Below are 24,579 nucleotides of genomic sequence, written 5' to 3'. Positions count from 1 at the left end.
CGGTGCGCCTTTCGGATGCGATAGACGAATTTTTGCTCTACCTCGAAGCCGTGCGCGGACTTTCGCTCAATTCCGTTTGTGCGTATCGAAACGATTTGCGACGCCTTTCGGCTTTTTTAGGCGCGGAAAAAGACGTGAAGGAAGCGAGTGCCGAAGATATCAGAAGCTGTATCGGAGCCCTTTCAAAAGAAAAAAAATCAAGCGCAACCGTAAACCGCTTTATCGCCGCGTGCAGAACTTTTTTTGCCTATTGCAAAAAATTTGAGTATATTAATACAGATCCCGCGGAGGAAATCAAAACGGTAAAGATGCCGCGCCACGTGCCGCGTTTTTTAACCGGCGCGGAAGTCGACGAGCTGTGCGCCGTGCCGAAAGAAAAAAAAATTCTGTGGGCAGCTCGCGACAGCGCTATTTTGGAAATGCTCTATTCGTCGGGATGCCGCGTTTCGGAGCTTGCTTCCGTTCGCTTAAGCGATATGTCGGAAGATTTTTCTTCCGCTCTCGTCACCGGAAAGGGCAGTAAAGACCGCCGCGTGTATTTCGGAGAAGATGCGCAAAAAGCGTTCAAAGCGTATCTTGCCGACAGGAAAAAGTTTTTTGCAAAAAAACGCATGACGGACAACGTGATCGAAATATTCGTCAACAGGAGAGGCACCGCTCTCGGCGCGCACGGCATCCGCTGGATACTGTCGCGCTATTCGGGTGCGGAGGGGACGGCTCGCCATATTTCGCCGCACGCGCTCCGCCACACCTTTGCGACCGCGATGATTTCACAAGGCGCGGACGTGCGCGTCGTGCAGGAGCTTTTGGGACACGCGAGCATTTCGACGACGCAGCGCTATACGCATATCACGACGGAACGCCTTATCGAATTGTATGAAAAAGCGCATCCGCACGGAAAAGGATGAGATAATTAATAATTGATGATGTGTAATTGTTAATTGTAGAAATCGAATCGATTGTGAAGCGGCGGCAAAAGCGCCGGTGTAAAACGGAATCGCCGTTTATTTTTTTGTTTTTATTCGTGCGGAGGGTTTAATACTCCGACGCTTGCGTCGTAAAAAAGGGTATTAAAGCCGACTGCAACCACCTTATGAGAACAACATACCCCGACGCCGCTTGAAGCTTCGCTGCGAGGTTGCGTCGGGGTGTTGATTGGAGTGTATATGGCTGCAAGAAAAATTCACAGTACGACGGTTATCGCCGTCCGCCGGAACGGAAAGGTTGCGATGGCGGGCGACGGACAGGTGACCGCAGGCAATACGGTCGTAAAGGGCAACGCGCGCAAAGTGCGCAAAATATACGACGGCAAAGTGCTCACCGGATTCGCAGGTTCCGTTGCGGACGCGTTTACGCTGTTCGATAAATTCGAAGAAAAATTAAAAGAGTATTCGGGCGATATCATGCGCAGCGCCGTCGCGCTTGCCAAAATGTGGCGTACCGAACGTTCTCTGCAAAAGCTCGAAGCCGAGCTCCTCGTCGCCGACGGAACGAAAATACTGCTCATTTCAGGCGACGGCAACGTAATCGAACCGGAAAACGACGTGTGCGCGATCGGAAGCGGAGGAAACTATGCGTATTCGGCGGCTCTCGCCTATCTCGAAAGCTCCGATATGAGCGCTGTCGAAATTGCGGAAAAGAGTCTTAAAATTGCGGGTAAGATCTGCATCTATACGAACGGCAATTTGACGGTAGAGGAGGTACGATAAAAAGCGCCGTCTGAAATATCGCCGACACTTTTTATCTCGAGTTTGCTTGGATGTTTGCAGAAGACGTGTATACGTGTTATTTCAATGAAAATCGCATGAATACGATACGTTTTGTTTTGCAAACTCGACTATTGAACGTGTGCGCACACGCGCACGGCTAAAAACTTTTTCGGAAATTGATATTTCCTGCAAAAGTTTTTATGGGAGGCATAAACGCATGAGCGACGTACCGGCAGAAGTACACACGGATTTGACGCCGAAGGAAATAGTCCTCAGGCTCGATCAATACATCATCGGACAGGAAAAGGCGAAGCGAGCGGTCGCCATTGCGCTGCGTAACCGCTACCGCCGTTTGAAACTTCCCGAAGATATCCGAGACGAAGTTGCGCCGAAAAATATCCTCATGATAGGACCGACCGGCGTCGGCAAAACGGAAATCGCGCGGCGGCTTGCAAAATTGTGTTCGGCACCGTTTTTAAAAGTCGAAGCGACGAAGTACACCGAAGTAGGCTATGTCGGACGCGACGTCGAATCGATGATACGCGATTTGATGGCGGTCGGCTTCAACGATGTCAAAGCGGAAATGGAAGAACGTTTGCGCGAAAAAAGCGTGCCCCTCGTCGAAGACCGTCTGCTCGATCTCCTGCTTCCCGGCTCCGCCGAAAAAGACAGGGCTGCAAAAGCGAACGAAAAAAAAGATGCGGCTGTCCTCGGAAATATTTTTACGTTTATAAACGGAAATAGAGCGGGCGATGCGGAATCGAAGATATCATCTCTTCCTGATCCGTCGCTCAGCACTTCGGAAAAAGATGCTGCGCAGAATGCGTCATCGGAAGGGAGTGCCGTATCCGATGCGGAAGCGCAGAGTGCAAGCCGGCAAAAAGAAAGCTCGACGCGGGAAAAGTTCCGCACGATGCTGCGCGAAGGAAAGCTCGAAGAGAGAGAAGTGGAGCTTACGGTGCATCCTCAGTTTCAAATGCCGAGCATGGAGATCATTGCCGGCGGCAATATGGAAGATCTCGAAAACAGTATGCAGAGCATCGCCGGTATGTTTTCGGGCGGAAACAAAGCAAAGCGGAGAACCGTGACGATTCACGAAGCGCGGAAAATCATAAGCGGAGAAGTGCTCGACACGATGATCGACCGCGATAAAGTCGCAGCCGAAGCGAAAAAGAGGGTCGAACAAAACGGCATCATCTTTATCGACGAAATCGATAAGATTGCGACGAAAAACGGCGAGTCCCGCGGACAGGACGTTTCCCGCGAAGGCGTGCAGCGCGATATCCTTCCGATCGTCGAAGGCAGCAATGTAAATACGAAGTACGGCGTCGTCGATACCTCTCATATTTTGTTTATTGCGGCCGGAGCGTTCAGCGTTTCGGCTCCGAGCGATTTGATTCCCGAACTGCAGGGACGCTTTCCGCTGCGCGTTGAACTCGACGCGCTCAAAAAAGACGATTTCAAAAAAATCCTCACCGAGCCGAAAAACGCGCTCACAAAACAGTACGTCGCGCTCCTCCAGACGGAAGGAGTTACGGTGCGTTTTGCCGAGGATGCGATCGACCGTATGAGTTTTCTCGCCGAAGACGTAAACGCAAAGAGCGAAAACATCGGTGCGAGGCGGCTCCACACGATCATGGAAAAAGTGCTCGACGATATTTCGTTCACCGCGGATGAACACGCAGGTGAAACGATCGATATCGATGCGGCATACGTCGACGATAAGCTTAAAGATATCGTCACTGACGGCGATATGTCGCGCTATATATTGTAGGACACGCATGGCGGAATCCCGTGTGGCGCAATTATGACGGAACGATAGCGGAGTGGTGACCATATGAATGCGCTCGATTTTATTAAAAAATATAAACTCGTTGCGATTGCGCGGAAAATCGCTCCGGATGTTGTCGTCCGTGCGGCGGAGGCGGTACGGACGGGCGGTATCCGCTGTCTGGAAATCACGTTCGACCAAGCTTCTCCGTCGTGTATCGAAGATACTTCATTTTCGATTGCATCGATAAAAAAGGCGCTCGGAGATGATGTGTGCGTCGGCGCAGGGACTGTCGTTACGATCGAACAGGTAAAAGCCGCGTACGAGGCGGGCGCCGACTTTATACTTTCGCCGGACACCGATCCTCTTGTCATTGCCGAAACGAAAAAGCTCGGTATGGTTTCCGTGCCGGGAGCGATGACGCCGACGGAAATAATGAGTGCCTATAATTCGGGTGCCGATATCGTTAAATTGTTTCCGGCAGGTTTTCTCGGTATCGATTATTATAAAGCCGTACGTGCTCCGATCAATCACGTGCCGCTCATGGCGGTCGGCGGTATAGACGAAACGAATGTCGCGTCTTTTTTCGAAGTGGGGTACTGCAGCTGCGGTATCGGATCGAATATTATGAAAAATGCGTTGATTGAAGCGGGTTCATACGAAGCGCTTACTTTACTTGCCGAAAAATTTGTTAAATCCTGTAAAGCCTATGTATGACGTATATTTCGATTCGGGAACGACGAATACGCGGGTATATATTGTCGACGAAGCGGGACGCGTCGTTTTTAAAACCGAAAAAGCCGTCGGTTCCAAAGATGCGGCTTTAGCGAACGACCGCTCGCTGCTTGCTCGCGAGCTTTATGCGCTTTACGTCTCCATGCTTGCCGAAAAAGGACTCAGCGATGCGGATATACGAGATGTGTGGATGTCGGGAATGGTTTCATGTCCGAGCGGTATCGTTGAGATTCCGCACATCTGTGTGCCTGCAGGCGTACAAAAACTCGCAGAGAACGTCTATGCGTACGACGAAAACCGATTTTTCAAACGCACGATTTTATTTATTCCCGGCGTAAAGAGCGTTCCTTTCGAAACGGAAATCACTTTTTCGAACGTCGATGCGATAAATAATATGCGCGGCGAAGAAACCGAAATTATGGGGATCATGAGCCGCATTACCGTTCCCGATACCTGTGTTTTTATTTTGCCCGGATCTCATACGCAGATCGCCGTTGTTAAAAATCATGAAATTACGAATATCGTTTCGACGATTACGGGCGAGCTTTTTAAAGCGATAAAGAGTGGGACGATATTGAGTGCGAGCCTTGAAGGAAGTTCTTCCGGCATCGATGCGTCCATGGTACGGCTGGGTTATAAAAATCTCATCACTTACGGTTTCAACCGTGCGATTTATATAACGAGAGCGCTTCATCTTTTCACCGAGTCGACGGACGTCGATCGGCGAAGTTATCTTGAAGGCGTGTTGAACGGCGGCGTACTGCAAGCACTTCATGCGGCGATAGGTGACGCACATTTCGATGTTTTCGTGTGCGGTTCGGCTTCTCAATACGATATTTTGAAAGCGATTGCAGACGAATATTATCCGGTATACGCTTTGAAAAAAATTGAAAACGATTCCGCTTTGCCCTTTTCCGTCGCAGGCTATAAAGCTCTTTCGCGTGCGTACGAATCGCTCTTTTTCCGCTAAACCCCTTTCCGCTATCTGCCGAAATTTGTAGTATGAGTACCTTTACGAGGGCGGTCGATTTACTGCACCGCGGCATGGATGTCAATACGCTGCGCTATCAAGTGTCGGCGAACAATATGGCCGCAAGCGGCGTTCCGAATTTCAAACGCAGCGTCGTCAATTTTGAAAGCGAACTCAAACGCGCGTTCGAATCGGAAGAAAAGGCGAAAAACGGTTTTCAGCTGACGCGAACCGACGAGAGACATTTTGCGCTCAACGAGCTCTACGATTACCGCGACGTCGAGCCGAGGCGCGTCCTCGATTATACGACGACTGCGAAGCCGAACGGCAACAACGTCGATGCGGAAACCGAAGCGATGATCGTTTTGCAGTCGCAGATGCAGTATCGCATGATGGCTTCTCTCATCAATTTCGAATTTTCGCAAGTGAACACTGCGATGCAAAAAGGCTGATAGGCATTTCTAAACTATAGCTTAAACTGCGCGTAAAAGGCGTGCACTTTACGGGAGTATTGTATGGGACTTTTTTCAAGTATAAATGTTGCCGCGACGGGGATGGCAGCCGAACGTCTTCGAAGCGATGTCATCGCAAACAATATCGCGAACGCTTCTACGACGAGGACGCAAGAAGGCGGTCCTTTCAAACGCTCGCGCGTCATACTTCAGGCGATCGGTGAAAAGTCGGTGCAGTGGCGTATGCCGTTTTGTCCCGAAGACTTGGACGAGGGTCCGGGAAAGGGCGTGCGCGTTTTGCAGATCGTAAAAGATACCGATACTAAAAACCGTCTCGTCTATGATCCGACGCATCCCGATGCGATACAGTCTGGTCCGAACAAGGGATATGTCGAATATCCGAACGTCAACATCGTCAACGAAATGGTAGACTTGATCGCAGCTTCGCGCGCCTATGAAGCCAATTCGACAGTCATCGAAGGGGCAAAAGATATGTTTGCTTCCGCACTGGAAATAGGACGGTAAAAGCTTTATAATGACGGCGGGTAAAAGCGCTCGGACGATTTGAGCGCAGGGGAAAATTATGAAAATACCGGAATTCGGCACATTGCAAATGAACCGCACGCTCTCCGCTCACACGGGCCGCGTAAATCTTTCGGATATAGCGGGTGCTCCGCTGAACGACATTCCGTCCGCTGCAAAAAATGCGTTTGAAAAAAAGCGAATCGATTTCGAATCCTACCTCATCGACGCGGTAAAATCGATGAACGCCGATCAGCTCGACGTCAACGTGCTCGAACAAAAGATTCTTACCGAACCCGAATCGGTCGATCCGCAGGACGTGACGATCGCGATGGCGAAAGCGCGGATGTCGCTCAGCCTTGCGCAAAACGTGATCGATCGTATCGTCTCCGGTTGGAACGAAATCACGACCACGCGGTAAGCTGAGGCTCCTCGTATCGGTTCGCATACCGTGAGGCGGTATGAGGCATCGGCCGTTTTATAAAACTTTCGCTTTTCAAAAATATAATAATATGGTATAATTCCCTATACTTTAACGGTGCGATTTACCGTTTTACGTATTCGTTCACGGGAGGGGTAGATGAACGAATGGCTCAAAAAGCTTACTGAATCCGTACGAAATTTGTGGGCGAAAGGAACGGTCGTGCAAAAGATCGTGTTCTTTGCCCTTGTTGCGCTCGTCATCGTTGCCGTCGTACTTGCGGCATCTCTTTCGTCGCGTCCGACGACGGTCAGGCTTTTCAATTCGCCGGTTACCGATCAAACGGCGCGGACGAGAATCCTCGACAAACTGAGCGAACAAAACGTCGAAGCCTACGTGACCGACGACGGTTATATTTCCGTCGGAGACGAACGCACCGCGCGGTGCATGAGGGACGTGCTCATCGGCGAGGGGCTTGTCCCGTCGAATATCGATCCGTTCGCATCGTTTTACAATCGAAGCTGGTCGACGACGGACGCCGAACAAAACGTGCGCCTTAAAAACGCGATCACGCAGACGGTCAAACAGCACCTCGAAGCGATCGACGACATAACGAAGGCCGACGTCAACATCGTTTTGCCCGACAACTCTCTGTTTATCTCCGAACAAAATCCGGTAACTGCGAGCATCATTTTGCGCGTAAAACCTATGAGTTCTCTGCTGCAGGATCCCAGGCGCATACGCGGTATCCAAAGCCTCGTGCAGACGGCCGTCGAAGGATTGCGTCCCGAAAACATCACGATCACCGACGCCGACGGCAATGTCTTGAACGATTTCGCCGCGATGGACGCGATCGATACCGTCAATCTCGTCGCACGCCAGCAGCGAGAAATTCAAAAGCTCGAAGCCTACTACCGCGCGCAGATTTTAAAATCGCTGCAAAGCACGTATACCGAAGACCGCATGCGCGATTTGAATATCAAAATCGATATGGATATGTCGAAGCGCACAAGCGATTCCACGATCTACACGCCGATTCAAATCCGCGCCGACAATCCGCGTACTCCCTGGGACGATTCCGAGCTCCGCGATTCGCTCACGATTGCGCAGCAGACCGTTACGAAAGAGTGGCAGGGTACGGGCTTTAATCCCGAAGGGCCCGCGGGCACCGAAGGCCAGACGCCGCCCGTGTATTCGGATATGTCGAACGTCATCGGGCGTTCTACAGAAACGGGCGTTATACAAAACAATGTCGTCAATACTACTCAGGAGCATAAAGAGACGAGTCCGCAGATAGATCGTGTTTCGGTTGCGGCGAACGTCGATGGTACGTGGACGACGCAGCTCGACCCGAAAACCCATCAGCCGGTTATCGATCCGGAAACGGGCAGGATCCGGCGCGTGTATACGCCCGTTCCGACGGATACGCTCGTGCAGACGGCGAACTATATTCAAGGAGCTGTCGGCTACGATGTCAGCAAAAATTATATCGTAACGGTGACGAATATTCCGTACGACAGAACCGCGCAGTTTGCCGCAGAAGACGAAGCGTATTTTGCGGGCATCAGGCGGCGTCTTGCCTTTATGCTTTCTCTCGGCGCGATCGCGCTTGTTCTCGTGCTGTTCATCGTCATCCGTCTTATCATGCGGGAGCGCGAACGGAGGCGCCGTCTTCGCGAAGAAGAGCTTTTGCGCCAGCAGCAGGCTGCCCGCGAGCAGGCGCTGTGGGACGCGAAAGAGGAGGGCATGGGCGTTACGATGTCCGTCGAAGAGTCGCGTAGGGCGGAGCTTCAGGAAAACGCGATCGCGATGGCAAAAGAGCATCCGGAAGACGTTGCGATGCTCATACGCACGTGGCTGATGGAGGAGTGACAGTATGGCAGAAGAAGCGAAGGGCGCAGCTGCAAAATCGAATAATCCCAAGCCCATTCCGAAGCCCGGCAGTTTAAAAACGCCGACGTCGGCGGGCGGTAAAAAAGGCATAAAAGATTACAAAAGTTTAACCGGACGGCAAAAGGCCGCCATATTCCTCGTATCGCTCGGCAGCGACGTTTCCGCCGAAATCATGAAGCATCTTCGCGAAGACGAAGTCGAAACGCTGACGTTTGAAATAGCGCGTTTGGAAACGATCGATGCGGAATTTAAAGACGCCGTTCTTGAAGAATTCCAAGAGCTGATGAACGCGCAGAATTTCATCACGACCGGCGGTATCGACTATGCGCGCGAACTCCTCGAAAAATCGCTCGGAAGCCAAAAAGCGATCGACATCATCAACCGTCTCACGAGTTCGCTCCAAGTGCGTCCCTTCGATTTTATACGGCGTACCGATCCCGCGCACTTGCTGAACTTTATTCAGCAGGAATACCCGCAGACGATCGCGCTCATCCTCGCATATCTCGAACCGGGCAAAGCCGCCGTTATACTCCAAAATCTGCCGGAAGAAATGCAGCCGGAAGTTTCGAAGCGTCTTGCGACGATGGACAGAACTTCCCCCGATGTTTTGCGCGAAGTCGAACGCGTGCTCGAAAAAAAACTTTCGACGCTTTCAAGCGAAGATTACACTGCAGCCGGCGGTGTCGACAGCATCGTAGAAATTTTGAACCTCGTCGACCGCTCTTCCGAAAAGGCGATCATCGAATCGCTTGAAGAAGAAGATCCCGATTTGGCCGAAGAGATCAAAAAGAAAATGTTCGTCTTCGAAGATATCGTTATGCTCGACGACCGCGCCATTCAAAAAGTGCTGCGCGAAGTCGATACGCAGGAACTCGCAAAAGCGCTCAAATCCGTCGATACGGAAGTGCAGGATAAAATTTTCCGCAATATGTCCAAGCGCGCGGCGAGTATGTTAAAAGAGGATATGGAATTCATGGGGCCGGTGCGTCTCAAAGACGTTGAAGAATCGCAGCAAAAAATCGTTTCGACGATCCGCCGTCTTGAAGATTCCGGTGAAATCGTCATCGCCCGTTCCGGTGAAGACGAACTCGTAACTTGACGGCACTATAGAGGAAGCAGATGGCAAAAACCGTTTTCCGCCCGAATGAAGTCAAAGCTCAAAAGGGCGAAGTTATGTTGAAGCTCGTCCACGACTTTAAGCCCGTAGAAGAAAAAAAAGTCGAAAAAGCACCGGAATACGACGGGCCGACGGCCGACGATTTACGGCGCGAAGCGGAAGAGTACAAAAAAAACTGGGAAGCGGAAAAAAAGCGGATGCTCGACGAAGCGCAGGCGTCTGCGGATGAAATCGTCCGGAAAGCGGAACAGGCGGCTTTTGCCGAAGTAAAGCGTCAAACCGACGAAGCGAATATTATTAAAGCCGATGCTCAAAAAAACGCGGAAGAGATCGTAAAAAAAGCACAGGAATCGGCACAGGAAATTATCCGCGATGCCGAATCTCAGCAGCAAAAAGTCGAATCGGACGCGTATAAAAAAGGTTTTGACGAAGGGCACGAAAGCGGCTACCGCGACGGGGAAGCGGAAGCGAACCGCCTCATCGAGCGTATGCATGCGATGCTCGAAGCCGTCATGCGCCGCCGCGAAGAGATTTTGCGCGATACCGAAACGCAGATCGTAGAACTCGTCATTTTGATGACGCGCAAAGTGGTCAAAATCATTTCCGAAAATCAAAAGAGCGTCATCATGAGCAACGTGCTCGCTGCTCTGAAAAAGGTAAAAGGCAGATGCGAAGTGACGCTGCGCGTCAATCTCGAAGACGTCAAACTCACGACGGAACACATAGACGATTTTATCAAGCGGGTCGAAAATATACGAGGCATTACGGTCGTCGAAGATTCGACTGTGGAAAAGGGCGGCTGTATCGTCGAAACCGACTTCGGCGCGATCGATGCGCGCATTTCGAGCCAACTCAGCGAACTCGAAAACCGCGTCATGGAAATCTCGCCGGTAAAGACGCTTGCAAAATCAGACGTGATCGAACCGTCTTCTTAAATTGATAAAATCGGTACGGGTGGGGACATGCGTTCATCGTATACGGGAGAATTCGATTTTTCAAAATACCTCAAAACGGCGGAAGGGATCGATCCGATTTTATACATCGGACACGTGACGGCGGTCAACGGTCTCGAAATCGAAAGCCGGGGTCCGCGTTCGGTCATCGGCGAAATGTGTACGATCCGCATGCCCGATTCCGCCGAAACGCTTGCGGCCGAAGTCGTCGCTCTTGACGGTACGACGGTAAAGCTTACCGCATACGGCGACACGAAGGGGCTCGAAGTCGGCTGTGAAGTCGTCGCTTCGGGTTCCGTACTGCGCGTTCCCGTCGGCTCATCGCTTTTGGGACGCGTCATCGATGCGACGGGAAAACCCTGCGACGGGCTCGGTGAAATCGTGCCGGAAACTTATTATCCTGCAGTCGCATCTCCTCCCGATCCTATGAAGCGTCTTCCCGTCGTGCGCCGTGTAGCGACCGGAGTGCGCGCGATCGACGCGATGCTCACCGTCGGTAAGGGGCAGCGGCTCGGTATTTTTGCCGGAAGCGGTGTCGGAAAATCGACGCTCATCAGTATGATAGCGCGCAATACCGACGCCGACATCAACGTTATCGGTTTGATCGGAGAGCGTGGCCGCGAAGTGCTCGATTTTATAAACCGCGATTTGGGAAAAGAAGGTTTGGCTCGTTCGGTCGTTGTTATGGCGACAAGCGATCAGCCGTCGATCTGCCGCCTGCGCGCAGCTTACGTGACGACCGCCGTCGCCGAATATTTCCGCGACAAAGGCAAAGACGTCATGCTCATGTTCGATTCCGTCACTCGATTTGCTCAAGCTCAGCGGGAAATAGGACTTGCAAACGGCGAACCGCCGGCACAGCGCGGCTATCCGCCGAGCGTATTCGATATGATCCCGAAGCTGCTCGAAAGAGCCGGTACAAACAACAAGGGGTCCATCACGGCGTTTTACACCGTACTCGTCGACGGAGACGATCTCAACGAACCGATCACCGACAAAGTGCGCGGAACGCTCGACGGGCACATCATATTGAACCGCCGCCTCGCTCAAGTCTACCATTACCCCGCGATCGACGTACTGCAGTCGATAAGCCGTCTCTCCAAACGCGTTACCGGACGCCAAACGCAAAAAGCCGTCGGCATACTGCGCACGCTTATGGCCTCTTATGCGAATAACGAAATGATGATCACGACGGGTATCTACCAAAAAGGCAATTCGGCTGAAATCGATGCGGCTCTCGAAAAGCATGCCGCTATCGAAGATTTTTTAATGCAGGAAGAATACGAAAAGTGTCCGCTCGACGAAACGCTTAAAAAACTTTCTGAGCTTTCAGGGGTTGCGATCCCGCCCGAAGAATACGGAGAAGCTCCCGTCGTTCCTTCTCTCGGTGCCGCGGAAATCGCCGAAGAGTCCGAATGAAAAAATTTACGTTTCCTCTCGAAGACGTGATGAAATACCGCGAGTATCTGCAAAACGAAGCGGAACTCGCGCTCGGTAAAGCGATGGCGGTCGAACACGATATTCAAATGCGCCTCGACGAAGTCGCTTCTCAATATGCCGCTCTCGCCGAAAATATGCGCGGCTCTACCGATTTCAACGATATAGCGCGAGCAAACGATTTTTACGTTCTCCTCGATCAGCAAAAAGATTACCTTTTGGAAAAGATGGCGGAAGCGAAACTTGTTTCCGAGCAAAGGCGCAAAGAAATGCAGGATGCGATGCAAAAAACAGAAGGCCTCCATAAGCTGCGCGAGCGTCAGTTCGATGAGTACAAAGACGCGGAGATGAACGAAGCGAACGATATCGCCGACGACGTGACAAACGCACGCGCTGCTAGGGGAAGAGTTTAATTAATAATGGAATGCGCTGCCGCCGATAAATTCGCGCATGATCGATCGCGCGGGAACGGCAGTCGGCGGAATCGGCGAAAAGTTGTATAAAAAGCTCAAAAGGCGGCACGCTTCTCCGTATTCTTTTTGCGTCGGGTTGACGCATCTCAAAAGCGGATCGGCGTAGACTTTGAGAACTGCAAGCTCGTAGTCAAGAGCGGTGTTGAGCATCGCGTCGGCGTTGATTTGAAAGGGGAATATGTGTTTTTGTTCTCCCGCTTGAACGCTCGGCCACATGGAAATCGTTTCGGCGGCGCTTTTGCCTCGGAACTGCGAGTCGCGCACGATTCTGCGGATGAGACGGTTGTCGCTCGTCGAAATGCGGTTATGGTCGTCGAGGTTCAGCTGCGTGAGCGCCGACAGGTAGATTTTAAATTTGAGTTCGTGCGGAATGCGAGAGGTCAGTTTATCGTTTAAGCCGTGGATTCCTTCGATTATTAAAATTTCGTTGTCGGCGAGCTTTATCGTATTTTTGTCTTCATAATAGCGTTCTCCGCGTATAAAGTTATACGACGGGATGCGCACTTCTTTTCCGGCAAAGAGATCGAGCAGATTGTCGTTGAGCAAATCGATGTCGAGCGCTTCGAGGCATTCGTAATCGTAATCGCCGTTTTCGTCTTTCGGATTTTTTTCACGGCCGACGTAATAGCTGTCGAGACTGAGCACGTGCGGCAAGTAGCCGATCGCTTCGAGTTCGAGCGCAAGTTTTTTTGCAGACGTCGTTTTGCCTGAACTCGACGGACCTGCTATCAATACGGCGCGCACCTGTTCGCGTTTTGCGATCTGATCGGCGACGTCGGCGAACTGCCGCTGCTGAAAGGTTTCGGCTATATCGATAAAATCGTTTATCTTGCGTTCGTTGACGAGTTTGTTGAGAGTTGCCGCCGATGTTACGCCGATGCGTTTTCCCCATTCTTTGTAGCGGCTGTAGATTTCGAAAAGCTGCGGCTGATCGACGAATTCGGGGAGCTCGTCGGGATCCGACGGCTGAGGAAAGCGCAGCAAAAAGCCTTTACCGTAGGGAAGGAGGCCGAACGTTTTCAAAAAGCCCGTAGACGGAACGAGAGGACCGAAATAGAGATCGGAAAAATTGTCGAGAGAATTGATTTTAACGCGCGGCGGACAAAAATAGTTCAGCTGCAGCCGGGTTTCGACGCGCCCGAGCGCTTCAAAAAGCGAAACCGCGTCGGTGTAGGAAAGAAACTGTACGGTTATCGGAAGATTTTTTGCGACGAGGAGAAGCATCTCCTTTTCGAGCGCGGCGATCTGCTCTTTGTTTATAGGATTTCCCGTTTCGAGCGTATAATAATAACCGCTTCCGAGACTGTGTCCGCACAAAAGCCTCGACAGCGGAAAGAGCTTGTGCGCGGCTGCGGCGAGCAGGAGACAGAGCGAGCGTCGATACACTTGCGCGCCGTCTTTGCTCGAGTCGAGGACGGGTTCGAGATAGGAATTTATTTCGAGCGGTTTGTCGAACGGCTCGATTCCGTTATTCACTTTTACGGCAAGAATGTGCTCGCTCTTTTCGGAAAAGTGCGAAAGCAGCGTGTTGATCGGCGTACCGGAAGGCACACACAAGGTTTTGCCTGACGGAAAAGTGACGGAAAGCGTATGTCCCGGCATATTAGGCGGTATTGGATTTGAACCAATGGCTTCTACCGTGTGAAGGTAGCACTCTACCCCTGAGTTAACCGCCCGAACGATTTCAAGCATCGAATATAGTAATACATTTTAACAGGTTCACCGCATGCTGTCAAGGAATATGAAAAACCGAATGTGATACCGTATAATGTGCCGCCTTGACACTGCCATTTATAAAGCGTAAAATTATTGCCGTAAAATGATTTTTATTAATAAGGGGTTATTAGTATGATTAAAGTCGGTATCAACGGTTTCGGTCGCATCGGGCGCATGGTATTCCGCGCTGCGGTTTCAAACTTTAACGACATTCAAATTGTCGGCATTAACGATTTGCTCGCTTTCAATAAAGCCGATCCTTCGAAAATGCTGATCGATTATCTTGCATATCTGCTCAAATACGATTCGGTTCACGGCCGCTTTGAAGGCAAAGTCGAATTCGACGATCAGCACCTCATCGTAAACGGCAACAAAATCCGCGTTTTCGCGGAAAAAGATCCCGCGAATATCAAATGGGGCGAATGCGGAGCCGATGTCGTCGTTGAATCGACCGGCTTTTTCCTTACGAAAGAAGCGTGCGAAGCGCACATCAAAGGCGGCGCAAAAAAAGTCGTCATGTCGGCGCCTTCAAAGGACGACACGCCGATGTTCGTTTACGGCGTCAACGACACGACCTATGCGGGACAGACGATCATTTCGAATGCGTCCTGCACGACGAACTGTCTTGCTCCCCTTGCAAAAGCGATTCACGACGAATACGGCATTAAACGCGGTCTTATGACGACGGTGCACGCATCTACGGGTACGCAGCTTACGGTCGACGGTCCGTCAAAGGGCGGAAAGGACTGGAGAGGCGGCCGCTCCGTATACAACAATATCATTCCGTCGACGACGGGCGCTGCAAAAGCGGTCGGTAAAGTTATCCCCGCGCTCAACGGCAAACTCACCGGTATTTCTATGCGCATTCCGTCTCCCGACGTATCGGTCGTCGATCTTACCTGCCAGCTTGAAAAACCTGCCGGCAAAGACAAAGACGAAGCCTACAAAAATATCTGCGAAACGATAAAAAAAGCCGCTGACGGCGCGCTCAAGGGCATCCTTGCATACACCGACGATCAAGTCGTTTCGACCGACTTTACCGGCGACAGCCGCACGTCGATCTTCGATGCGAACGCGGGTCTCGCGCTCGAAAACGATTTCGTAAAACTGATCGCGTGGTACGACAACGAGTGGGGCTACTCGAACAAGCTCTGCGAAATGATCCGCGTAATCAGCAAGTAAGTGTTGTGCACGGTCGTACGCACTTGCTTCGACCGTGGGTACGACAACGAGTGGGGCTACTCGAACAAGCTCTGCGAAATGATCCGCGTGATCAGCAAGTAAGGGCTTAGTCTGTCGTTCCGATTATTTTTAATAATTATTAATCGAAAAAAACCGGCCGGTGCGTGATGCATGTCGGCCGGTTTTTTTTATGCGCGATTCCGCTTGAAAGTCTGCTGCTTTGCGGCGAGTTTGTTTATGTAGACGCCGATATTCCGCGCAGTTTTTTTTGAATCCGCTCTTGTACGCCGGCGGCGGGAGCGAGCGTCGTCATCGTAAAATAATATCGGTTTTTTTCAAGAGCGAACGATGCGTCGACGCGGTGTTTTACATCGGTAAAAAATATATTGTACCATTTTTTCGGAGGGAGTTCGGTTTCGAACGCTTCGATTCGGCCGAAATCGATGAGCTGTTCGGAAGGCTTTTTTCCGTGCGTCATTTCGCGAAACATCTGAGCCATGAAATTTTCGGACGGGGAAACGTAAAAATACAGTCCGTGTGCACAAAAGACGAGGAGCCCCCAAAGTTCGCTGCGGGAAGAAACAAGCGAGAGAGCCGCGTATGTTTTTTTATCGGCATTGATGCATACGAATTCCAGCTCTTCGACGGCGTCGCCGATTTTTTTTTCGAGTTCGATAAAAAATTGTTTTCGTTCTTCATTCATATAAAAATAACTATAACAGATACTGAAAAAATATTACATATCTGCTATACTGTACGCTATGAATGAAAAGAAAAAATCGCCGTTCATTATTCGGCTTTTCAAAGGAATTTTAATTTTTTTCTGTATTATCCTCGTCTCTCTCTTCGGATGGATCGGTTTTTCCGCTCTCGACAGAATGTCGCCTCTCGACGTGATTCCGTCCGATTATTCGGTTTTCGTACATACCGATTCCGTGTGGGATGCCGTCTCTCCGATAATCGATTTGAAAGCCGCCGACGTGCTGCTTGCCGATCCGCTGCTTTCGAATTACCGCGCCCCGTTTATGGAGTTCCGCTCGTCGGCTCTGCGCGGCAACAAATATCTGCGCTTCGCCGCTTCCCGAAGCGTGTATGCGGCGTTTTATGCGGGGAAGGGGACTTCGTCGTATATCGCCCTCATCGATATGAGTTTTCTTTCCGCGCTTACGCGTCTTGCTCCTCTTGTCGCGCCCCATTTGAATATTAATAATTTGGAGTATGTGAAAGATTACGATTTTCCGTATTTCAAATACGCTGCCGAAAAGAACAGCGCGTATTATATCGCTCAAAAGCGAAATCTCGTCGTAGCATCCGATTCGCTTTCTTCTCTTTCCCGTGCGATTTCGGACGATAACGCTCATGCGTACAAAAAAGAAGAAAAGGCGGTTTTGCTGCAAAAAACGAACGATCCCATCCGCATTATTGCTAACGGAAAGCGGCTTGCCGAACAGTTTACCGCCGGAAACGATGTTACTGAGGCTCTTTCCTCTCTGCTCGATGAAACGGCTCTCAGCGTCGTTTCATTCGGTATCACCGATGCGGATATTACGGTCAAAGCCGAATTCCCTTTTGCGATTTCGGATACGAGCGTATCTCCGCTCGCGCCTCTTTTAATAAAAAATTCGAAAATGCCCGCGCTTCTTTCGCAGCTCGGAGAGAGCGTGCAGTACTATACGCTGCTGAATGCGGGACAGTTCACTGAATTGAAAGATGCTCTTTTTCCGCTTTTGCAAAAGACGAGCGATATCGAGCGCACATGGCAAAGAGCGAACGCTTGGTGTAAGCGGCTTTTTTCGGTATCCCTCGACGATATCGTTTTTTCATGGACGGGAAGCGAGTGCGCAGTCCTCGGTATCGAAGGCAATACCGATCCCGTTTTTGTGCTGCAAATACGCGATGCGCGTCAGAGAGAAACAATATTCGATTCCATATTTTCGTCGTTTGCGATCGAAAACAATACGAATTTAATAATCGGGGGCGTGCGCCTTCCCCGCATCGATATGCCGCCGCTGCTTCGCGAGCTGCTTTCGTCGTTCGGCGTCGATCTGCCTCGTCCGTATTATTTCGTGCAGGGAGAATATATTTATTTTTCCGAGTCGCCGCAAAATCTTTCGACAGTGTACAATGATCTGAAAGATCGCAAAATGCTTGCGCGAAACGAAAATTGGAAAACGGTGTCCGGCAATCAGTCGGCGGAAGCGACGGTGAGCGTGTATTACGATTTGAAACGGAGCATTCCGTTTTTTATCCGAAACGGTACGCTGCTTGCCGACGTGCTCAAATTATATACGGTCGGCCGCTGCGATTTCCGCTTAAAAAATTCCGTGCTCACCTGTCAGCTGCATGCGGTCGCTTCTTCCGTATCGGATATGCGTCTCGTTCCGGGATTTCCGATCGCGATCGAAGGGGCGACTGACTTTTTGCTGCACGCCGAAGCGGAAAAAAATCCCGGTGCGGTGTTTTGGCTTGAAAACGGAAAAAAGATACGCTCTCTCGAACTTGCGTCCATGAAGAAGACGGAGCTCGGTTTGACCGAAACCGCGTCGATCGTTCCGGCTGCGGAAAAGTGCAGAGACGGAGGCGTGCTTTGGGCCGTCGGTGCGAACGGTGCGGTACATTTGCTGAACCGCACTCTTGAAAACGTCGGAAACTTTCCGATCCTCACGGGCGCCGCTCCGTCCGCGCGGCCTGCGGCATTCGGTAAAACGCTTTTGATTCCGTCGCGAGGTTCGGTTATCGTCGTCGTAAAAGACGACGGTACTTACGATGAAGTGCAGTTTCCGGATGACGGCGAAATCCTTTCTGCGCCTTCTCTTTCGGGCGACACGGCTGCAGTCTACGAAAAGTCGTTTGCAGGCTCGATCTATCTTATGAAAAATCAAAAAATTATTAATTCTTCCGAGCCGATGGAAATAGACGGCATAGGTTTTGATTCGCCTGCGCTGTTGGAAACGGGAGGATCGCTCTATACGGCCTTTATAACCCAATCGGGCAGGTTTTACCTTTTCAAAGACGCAAAGCTCGAAGAAGGTTTTCCGATAGAGACGAACGACGTATTTTATACGAACGTCGTTTCATGCGGAACTTTTTTCTTTGCGCTTTCGGAGGATGCGGAAGTGTATCGCTTCGCCCTTGACGGAACCTTTACGACGGTAAAGATTCCCGGCGCATCCTCTGCGCGGCAAGGGAAAATCGCTTCCGTACGTTCCGCTTCGGGAGATGCCGTGTATGCGTGCGCCGATGAAAACGTACTCTACGGTTTTATGCAGTCTCTCGAACTCGTACCCGGATTTCCCGTCGCGGGCAGGGGCGTACCCGTCATAGCGGATGTCAACGGCGATAAAAAGGGCGAATGTATCGTTCTTTCGTTCGATAAAAACTTATATGCCTGGGATATACAATGAAAAAATTAATAATTATTATTTTTGCGGCGTTCACGTTAGCTCTTGTTTCCTGTATGACGTTTCAAAAAGACGTACTCGTCTCTTCGGATGAAACGACCGACGGCGGTTTTTCGCTTTCGATGCAGTCACGTCTTGTCCCTCTCGATGCCGCTTTTTTCAGCGGAGACAATCCTGAAACGTATGCGGCTGAAAGGGCGCATATTATTTCGGAGATACAAAAGCGTCTCGCGTTTCCCGAACTTGAAAAACGGACGGCCTCCCGCCTCTATGCGCTTCTGGGCCGTGCGTATTTTATCGGCGGAAATACGAACGAAGCAAGAAAATGCTATGATCAGGCTGTCCGCCGCTATGCCGACGACAGCGAAGCGATCGTGCTCGGTCATCGCTTGGGAATTGTTAATTTAAAAGAAGCGCTTTCGCTTCGAAGCGGAGACGGCGTTCTCGTCCTCGAATCCGCGCTCGGCGCATATAAAGCCGGAAAGTACGATGAAGCGGCGGGTCTCTTCGATACGGCTTTTTTGCTCCTTGCTCCTTTTTATAAAAGCGCGTACTCGCCGCTCCGCGAAAAAGCGTGGCGTCTTAAAGATGCCGTTTCCGGCGACAAAGCGCTTTCGAAATTTTTGCCGCTCGAGTCGCTTTCGCTTTTGCAGATGATCGAAATAACGCAAGTCTCGACGCAGCTATTGGATATCTACACGGGCGGAAAAAAGTACGGCGGTGAAAAATTATTCTCCGTTGTACGGGGTACGGGTTTGCTGAAAAGCGTTTCAGGCGCTTCGGACGACGCTCAGCTTCGCTCGTCTTCGGAAGCGAGCCGTATTCTTTGCGCGCGCTTTTTGTGGAACTTACGGACGGCTGCCGGAAAAAATCCGAATCCGCTGAGATATTCCGAGCGCTACCGCAGCAGAATGCTTGCAAGTCCCATACGGGATGTGCCGCTGGATTCTTCCGATTTCGATGCGGTGCTCGGCTGCGTTGAAAACGAACTTATGACGCTCCGCGACGGAGTCAATTTTTGTCCCGAAGGAAAAGTGTCGGGTGCCGAATTCAACGCGAGCCTTACAAAGATACGATAGCGGATTTTTGTTTTAAACGATTTCAATCGATATGCTTTTCCGCGCGAATAAAAAAAAGGGGCCGCAAGGAGGACGGTCCCTTAAAATTTTTTGTATACCGCTGAAAAACGCTTTTTCAAATCTCTGAGAGCTTCTATTTTTAGAAACTGTCGTTTTGTTTTGCAAGTTTTTTTTCGATATCGTCGGGTGTCATTTTTTTGGCGTTGTACTGCAAAAGCGAATACCCGGCTTTATTGACTTTTTTGATCCACGCGATATAGCTTCCGCCTCTTTGAAGCGCGTCCGCTTCGTCGAGCAGCTTTGCGCTTTCGGCTTTTTGCGCTTTGTCGTCGAACAAAAACTGCGAAAGGAAAATCTTCGCAAAATACGTTTCCGCATCAGTGCGCGCATCCCTTACCGCGCGTTCGAAATACTCTCCCGCTTTCGTTTTGCTCCCGCCGCCGATGGACGGTGCGAAATAATACCATTGCGCGATGTTCGTGAGCGCATACGACATGGCGGGATCTTCGTTTAGAGCTTTTTCATAATATTTTTTTACGGCGATGCCGTCTCGCATGATGACGCCGACCGTCGCATAGCTCAAATTGCACGAAAGCATATCGGCCGCCGTAGACCACAGCCATTTGTTTATCTCGCCGTTTTTGTGCGCCGAAAAATATGCGTCGTTTTTATCGTACTGAGTACGTATGAGCGATTTGAGAGAACCTTCCATAGACGGAATTTGCCGCATATAATTATACTGTTCGAGGATTTTAAAATTCTCGAAAATCAATTTTTCTTCATCGGTAAAAGATGCAAGCGCGTTTTCTGAAAAATGTTCCGCTGTATACGCTTCGATTTCCGAAAGCGCAGTTTCGGGGGAAGCGCAGGAAGCGAGGTTCATGCGCAGCGTCATAAAGCCGTCGATTTCCTTTTGCGCTTCGGCGGAAATCGCTTCCGAAAAAAGAAAGGGGAGGGGGAGCGTCAGCGCTAAAATACATACAAGCGTTATTCGAATTCGTTTCATTTCATATAAAAAATAATGAATCGGCTGAAAAAAGACAAGGTATGCAAATATGCGTTTTGCGTAATCCCCACAATCCGCGTTTTTGCGATTGCATATTGCGGTCGGAAAATATATAATAAAAAAATAGAATCGCAAAATTTTTTTGAAACAATACAGCAGGGGGCATTATGATTAAAACCGTAAAAGATGTGGATTTAAAAGGCAAGCGCATCGTCATGAGAGTCGATTTCAACGTTCCGATGAAAGACGGCGTCGTTCAGGACGATACGCGCATTATGGCGGCGCTGCCGACGATCAAATATATCCTCGAACAAAAACCGCGGAGCCTCGTTTTGATGAGCCATCTCGGCGATCCTGCGAAAGACGTAAAAAAAGCCGCCGAAAAAGCGGAAAAGGCGGGAAAGCCGTTTACCGAAGAGGACAAAGAAAAATTCATCGCGGGGAAAAACCGCATGGCACCCGTCGCCGCGTATTTGGAAAAAAAGCTCGGTACGCACGTCGCGTTTGCGCCCGATGCGCTCGGTCAAAAAGCCGCCGTCGACGCTCTGCCTGAGGGCGGAGTTATGATGCTTGAAAACGTCCGCTTTCATAAAGAAGAGACGGCAAAGACGGCCGAAGAGCGCGAGGGAATGGCCAAAGAGCTTTCGACTTACGGCGACATCTTCGTCAACGATGCGTTCGGCACCGCGCACCGCGATCAGGCATCGACTGCGACGATTGCAAAGTTTATGAAAACGGAATGCGTCGGCGGTTTTCTCATGGAAAAAGAAGTGAAGTATCTCGATCCGATGCTGCACAATCCTCCGAAACCGATGGTTGCGATTATCGGAGGCGCGAAAGTTTCTTCGAAAATCGCCGTACTCGAAAGTCTTTTGAAAAACGCATCGACGCTCGTCATCGGCGGCGGTATGTCGTACACGTTTTTGAAAGCGCAGGGACACAGCGTCGGAAAATCGCTCGTCGAAGACGATTTTATCGATACGGCGAAAAAATTATTAAACGATGCGAAAGCAAAAGGCGTAAACATCCTTTTGCCGGTCGATCACAGAGGCGCCGAGTCTTTCGATGCGAACGCTTCTGCCGTTTCGATCGACGGTACCGATATCCCCGACAATCTCATGGCGCTCGACGTGGGACCGAAAACCCTCGAACTGTACAAAAAGGCGATCGGAGAAGCGAAGTCGATCATTTGGAACGGACCTGTCGGCGTGTTCGAATTCGAATCCTTTTCGAAAGGAACGGAAGCGGTTGCGCGTATGGTCGCCGAAGCAACGTCACGCGGAGCTATGACGGTAGTCGGCGGCGGCGATTCGGTCGCTGCGGTCAACAAATTTCACCTTGCCGATAAGATGAGCCACGTTTCCACGGGCGGCGGCGCGTCTCTCGAATTCCTTGAAGGAAAAACGCTTCCGGGCATCGCGATTTTGGCGCAAAAATAAATTATCGATAAACGGCGAGTTTTGAAAATTATTAATTTTTTATAGGAGATACGATAAAAAGCGCCGTCTGAAATATCGTCGTCGCTTTTTATCTCGAGTTTGCACGGGTGTTTGCGGAATCTATGTATACGTATTGTTTTAATGAAAATCGAATGAATACGATACAGTATAGTTTCGCAAACTCGATTATTGAACGTGTGCGCTTTTGCGCACGACTAAAAACTTTTTCGGAAGTTGCAACTTCCTGCAAAAGTTTTTATAGGAGTTTTTATGGCACGGACACATTATATTGCGGGAAACTGGAAAATGAATACGAGCAAAGCCGAAGCGGTCGCGCTCGCAAAGGATTTGGTTCTGCAGCTGAAAGGAAAACCGAATAAGTATATGATCGCTCCGCCTTTCGTTTACCTCGACGCGGTCGCGCAGGTTGTAAAAGGGAGCAATATTATTTTAGGTGCTCAGGATGTCGCCGCTACCGGAAACGGAGCGCACACGGGCGAAGTGTCGGCGGAAATGCTCAAAGACATCGGAGTGCAAGCGGTGATCATCGGGCATTCGGAGAGGCGGCATGAAATCGGCGAAAGCGATATGCTCATCAACGCAAAAGTGCGCAAAGCGCTCGCATCGGGTCTCGATGTCGTTCTGTGTATCGGAGAGCTGCTTTTCGAACGCGAAGAAGGAAAGGCGGAAAGCGTGTGCGCGTTCCAGCTCGATGCGGGACTTTCAGGCGTAACGGCCGCCGAAATGGCGCGCGTTACGATCGCATACGAGCCGGTGTGGGCGATCGGTACGGGAAAAACCGCGACGCCCGAAGACGCCGAGGCGATCCACGCGTTTTGCAGAGCTCATATCGAAAAGCTCTACGACAAAAAAGTCGCCGACGAAACGATCATCCAGTACGGCGGTTCGATGAAAGCGGCAAATGCAGCCGAACTGCTTTCTCAAAAGGATATCGACGGAGGGCTCATCGGAGGGGCGGCGCTGAAAGCCGACACTTTCGTTCCGATCTGCGTTTTGTAAAAAATTGCATGGCGGCGATGTTTAAAATTAAGTCATCGGTAATATAAAGAGTCGAATGTCGAGTTTTGAAAGTATGCGTGAATAAAGCTATGCTTTCGGCGAGAACCCGTCCGCTTAGCCGCGGTCGAGCTTTTAGAGCAGGCTTCCGCAAGCCTAACGCTCGAAACGGCACGCAGCCGGAACCCCGCCTTCGCACACTTTTATTCGTTTTTCAAAACTCGCCATTCCGGTATTACACGAAACTGATGGAAAATTTCGAGTTTTAAAAAACTCGAAATTGAACCTAAAGACTTAATTTTAAACTCGTCAGCTGTCTGAAAAAAGAATCGACTTTTCAGTCAACCGCTTTCCAAAGCATTTTGTTATCGGCGATTTCGTACGTTATGTGTCCTTTTTCATACAAGCAGGTGAGAAAAGAGCGCAGCGTACAGCCGATGAGTACGTATTGAGCGAGCTTCATCGAAATGCCGTTTGCGTTTGCGACTTCGGTTAACAATTCTTCGGCCGTATGCGGCTTTTTTTTCAATATCTTTATAATGCAGCTTATCGTCTGTAAAACGGCAATTTGATTCATCTCCGCCGTTTCGTCGATCCGCGTGACGGCGTCCCCGTGGCTCGGCACATACCAGTCCGCGCTTATGGAACAGAGTTTTTTGAGCGTATCCAAAAAAGAAGCGACATCGAACATAAACGGGATCGAAAATTTCGCGATAAATTTTTTGCCGAATACGGCGTCTCCTGCAAAGAATGCGCACTTCCCGTCGGGGAGTGTACACATAAGGCCGAGCATTTCAAAATAGTGGCCGGGCAGGGCGATAAAGCGTATTTTTTTTCCGTCGGAGAATTCGACGCAGTCTTCGGCGCGTATGATGTGCGTAGGTTCCGCATACGCAGGCACGTAATAGGGTACGCGCAGTTCGGGAAGCGGAAAGCCGCCCCATGCGATGGAAGGCTGCAAAAGCGTGTTTTCGACGCTTCCTTTTTCAAGGTAGGGCATCCAGATGCCGCACTTCGTTTTTTCGGCAAAATAGGCGTTTCCGCCGCTATGATCGGCGTGCGAATGTGTGTTGATGACCGCTCGGAGCTGCCAGTCGGTAAAATGAGCGTTGAGAATCGTTTCGATTTTGCGCGCGTCTTTTTCGCTTCCGCCCGAATCGATAAGATAGAGAGCGCATCCGCTTTCGCTTTTTATGCGTACGACGCCGACGTTCGTTCCGCCGGGGATCACGTAGACGTCGGGGATGAGTTCCTGTATGTCAGCCATAACGCATAAAAGTATATCA

The 24,579-nt window shown here is 50.5% G+C and carries 22 protein-coding genes and 1 tRNA gene; 18 read left to right on the top strand and 5 right to left on the bottom strand.

Annotation, left to right across the window (positions count from 1 at the left end; all coding sequences use genetic code 11):
* Window positions 1-2: 2 nt before the first annotated feature.
* The 13 genes from H9I35_RS02575 (at window position 3) to fliJ (ending at window position 12,393) form a co-directional block, all read left to right on the top strand.
* Complete coding sequence (locus H9I35_RS02575) at window positions 3-908, top strand: tyrosine-type recombinase/integrase (RefSeq protein ID WP_187420082.1); 906 nt, start codon at window positions 3-5, stop codon at window positions 906-908.
* Window positions 909-1,166: 258 nt separating this feature from the next.
* On the top strand, window positions 1,167-1,709 hold the full coding sequence (hslV, locus tag H9I35_RS02570) for an ATP-dependent protease subunit HslV (protein WP_187420081.1): 543 nt from the start codon (window positions 1,167-1,169) through the stop codon (window positions 1,707-1,709).
* Between the two features lie 217 nt (window positions 1,710-1,926).
* The gene (gene hslU, locus H9I35_RS02565) at window positions 1,927-3,483 is read left to right on the top strand and encodes an ATP-dependent protease ATPase subunit HslU (protein ID WP_187420080.1); all 1,557 of its coding nucleotides are present in this window, start codon (window positions 1,927-1,929) and stop codon (window positions 3,481-3,483) included.
* A gap of 63 nt (window positions 3,484-3,546) precedes the next feature.
* Window positions 3,547-4,197: a bifunctional 4-hydroxy-2-oxoglutarate aldolase/2-dehydro-3-deoxy-phosphogluconate aldolase gene (locus H9I35_RS02560; protein ID WP_187420079.1), complete on the top strand. Its 651-nt coding sequence runs from the start codon at window positions 3,547-3,549 to the stop codon at window positions 4,195-4,197.
* A complete protein-coding gene (locus H9I35_RS02555; protein ID WP_187420078.1) occupies window positions 4,190-5,185 on the top strand; it encodes a 2-dehydro-3-deoxygalactonokinase in 996 nt (331 codons plus the stop codon). The genes H9I35_RS02560 and H9I35_RS02555 overlap by 8 nt, the downstream gene beginning before the upstream one ends.
* Window positions 5,186-5,217: 32 nt before the next feature.
* Window positions 5,218-5,637: a flagellar basal body rod protein FlgB gene (flgB, locus tag H9I35_RS02550; RefSeq protein ID WP_187420077.1), complete on the top strand. Its 420-nt coding sequence runs from the start codon at window positions 5,218-5,220 to the stop codon at window positions 5,635-5,637.
* Window positions 5,638-5,700: 63 nt separating this feature from the next.
* Window positions 5,701-6,162 (top strand): flagellar basal body rod protein FlgC, encoded by a 462-nt coding sequence (gene flgC, locus H9I35_RS02545; RefSeq protein ID WP_016520258.1) that lies wholly within the window; start codon window positions 5,701-5,703, stop codon window positions 6,160-6,162.
* Between the two features lie 58 nt (window positions 6,163-6,220).
* Window positions 6,221-6,580, top strand: a complete 360-nt coding sequence (gene fliE / locus H9I35_RS02540) for a flagellar hook-basal body complex protein FliE (RefSeq protein ID WP_187420076.1) — start codon at window positions 6,221-6,223, stop codon at window positions 6,578-6,580.
* Between the two features lie 159 nt (window positions 6,581-6,739).
* On the top strand, window positions 6,740-8,452 hold the full coding sequence (gene fliF / locus H9I35_RS02535) for a flagellar basal-body MS-ring/collar protein FliF (RefSeq protein ID WP_187420075.1): 1,713 nt from the start codon (window positions 6,740-6,742) through the stop codon (window positions 8,450-8,452).
* A gap of 4 nt (window positions 8,453-8,456) precedes the next feature.
* A complete protein-coding gene (gene fliG, locus H9I35_RS02530) occupies window positions 8,457-9,572 on the top strand; it encodes a flagellar motor switch protein FliG (protein ID WP_252722699.1) in 1,116 nt (371 codons plus the stop codon).
* A 20-nt stretch (window positions 9,573-9,592) separates the two neighbouring features.
* Window positions 9,593-10,525, top strand: a complete 933-nt coding sequence (gene fliH / locus H9I35_RS02525) for a flagellar assembly protein FliH (protein ID WP_187420074.1) — start codon at window positions 9,593-9,595, stop codon at window positions 10,523-10,525.
* Between the two features lie 27 nt (window positions 10,526-10,552).
* Window positions 10,553-11,962: a FliI/YscN family ATPase gene (locus H9I35_RS02520; protein WP_187420073.1), complete on the top strand. Its 1,410-nt coding sequence runs from the start codon at window positions 10,553-10,555 to the stop codon at window positions 11,960-11,962.
* Window positions 11,959-12,393 (top strand): flagellar export protein FliJ, encoded by a 435-nt coding sequence (gene fliJ, locus H9I35_RS02515; RefSeq protein ID WP_187420072.1) that lies wholly within the window; start codon window positions 11,959-11,961, stop codon window positions 12,391-12,393. Before H9I35_RS02520 ends, fliJ begins: the two co-directional genes overlap by 4 nt.
* On the opposite strand, the gene H9I35_RS02510 is transcribed toward fliJ, so the two are convergent.
* Both H9I35_RS02510 and H9I35_RS02505 read right to left on the bottom strand, forming a co-directional pair.
* Complete coding sequence (locus H9I35_RS02510; protein ID WP_187420071.1) at window positions 12,394-14,055, bottom strand: nucleoside kinase; 1,662 nt, start codon at window positions 14,053-14,055, stop codon at window positions 12,394-12,396.
* Between the two features lie 2 nt (window positions 14,056-14,057).
* Window positions 14,058-14,129, bottom strand: a tRNA-Val gene (locus H9I35_RS02505).
* A gap of 172 nt (window positions 14,130-14,301) precedes the next feature.
* Here H9I35_RS02505 and gap point away from each other — a divergent pair.
* A complete protein-coding gene (gap, locus tag H9I35_RS02500; RefSeq protein WP_016520251.1) occupies window positions 14,302-15,351 on the top strand; it encodes a type I glyceraldehyde-3-phosphate dehydrogenase in 1,050 nt (349 codons plus the stop codon).
* Window positions 15,352-15,586: 235 nt separating this feature from the next.
* Here gap and H9I35_RS02495 read toward each other — a convergent pair whose 3' ends face one another.
* Window positions 15,587-16,054, bottom strand: coding sequence for a hypothetical protein (locus H9I35_RS02495; RefSeq protein ID WP_016520250.1), 468 nt, complete (start codon window positions 16,052-16,054; stop codon window positions 15,587-15,589).
* 58 nt (window positions 16,055-16,112) lie between these two features.
* Between H9I35_RS02495 and H9I35_RS02490 the strand changes: the two genes are divergently transcribed.
* The gene (locus H9I35_RS02490; RefSeq protein ID WP_187420070.1) at window positions 16,113-18,755 is read left to right on the top strand and encodes a hypothetical protein; all 2,643 of its coding nucleotides are present in this window, start codon (window positions 16,113-16,115) and stop codon (window positions 18,753-18,755) included.
* Window positions 18,752-19,831, top strand: coding sequence for a tetratricopeptide repeat protein (locus H9I35_RS02485; RefSeq protein ID WP_187420069.1), 1,080 nt, complete (start codon window positions 18,752-18,754; stop codon window positions 19,829-19,831). The genes H9I35_RS02490 and H9I35_RS02485 overlap by 4 nt, the downstream gene beginning before the upstream one ends.
* Window positions 19,832-19,970: 139 nt before the next feature.
* Here the strand turns inward: H9I35_RS02485 and H9I35_RS02480 are convergent, their stop codons facing one another.
* Window positions 19,971-20,837, bottom strand: a complete 867-nt coding sequence (locus H9I35_RS02480; protein ID WP_187420068.1) for a hypothetical protein — start codon at window positions 20,835-20,837, stop codon at window positions 19,971-19,973.
* Window positions 20,838-21,004: 167 nt separating this feature from the next.
* Between H9I35_RS02480 and pgk the strand changes: the two genes are divergently transcribed.
* Window positions 21,005-22,276 carry a phosphoglycerate kinase gene (gene pgk / locus H9I35_RS02475; RefSeq protein ID WP_187420067.1) on the top strand — a complete coding sequence of 424 codons (1,272 nt, stop codon included), beginning with the start codon at window positions 21,005-21,007 and terminating at the stop codon, window positions 22,274-22,276.
* A gap of 270 nt (window positions 22,277-22,546) precedes the next feature.
* The gene (tpiA, locus tag H9I35_RS02470; protein WP_187420066.1) at window positions 22,547-23,296 is read left to right on the top strand and encodes a triose-phosphate isomerase; all 750 of its coding nucleotides are present in this window, start codon (window positions 22,547-22,549) and stop codon (window positions 23,294-23,296) included.
* Window positions 23,297-23,630: 334 nt separating this feature from the next.
* Here the strand turns inward: tpiA and H9I35_RS02465 are convergent, their stop codons facing one another.
* Complete coding sequence (locus H9I35_RS02465) at window positions 23,631-24,560, bottom strand: MBL fold metallo-hydrolase (RefSeq protein ID WP_187420065.1); 930 nt, start codon at window positions 24,558-24,560, stop codon at window positions 23,631-23,633.
* Window positions 24,561-24,579: the final 19 nt, after the last annotated feature.

It is taken from the genome of Treponema sp. Marseille-Q4132, from assembly GCF_014334835.1.
In the GTDB taxonomy this organism is placed as follows: Bacteria; Spirochaetota; Spirochaetia; order Treponematales; family Treponemataceae; genus Treponema_D; species Treponema_D paredis.
Note: the sequence above shows the minus strand (reverse complement) of the source record. Positions and strands in the feature narration are given on the sequence as shown.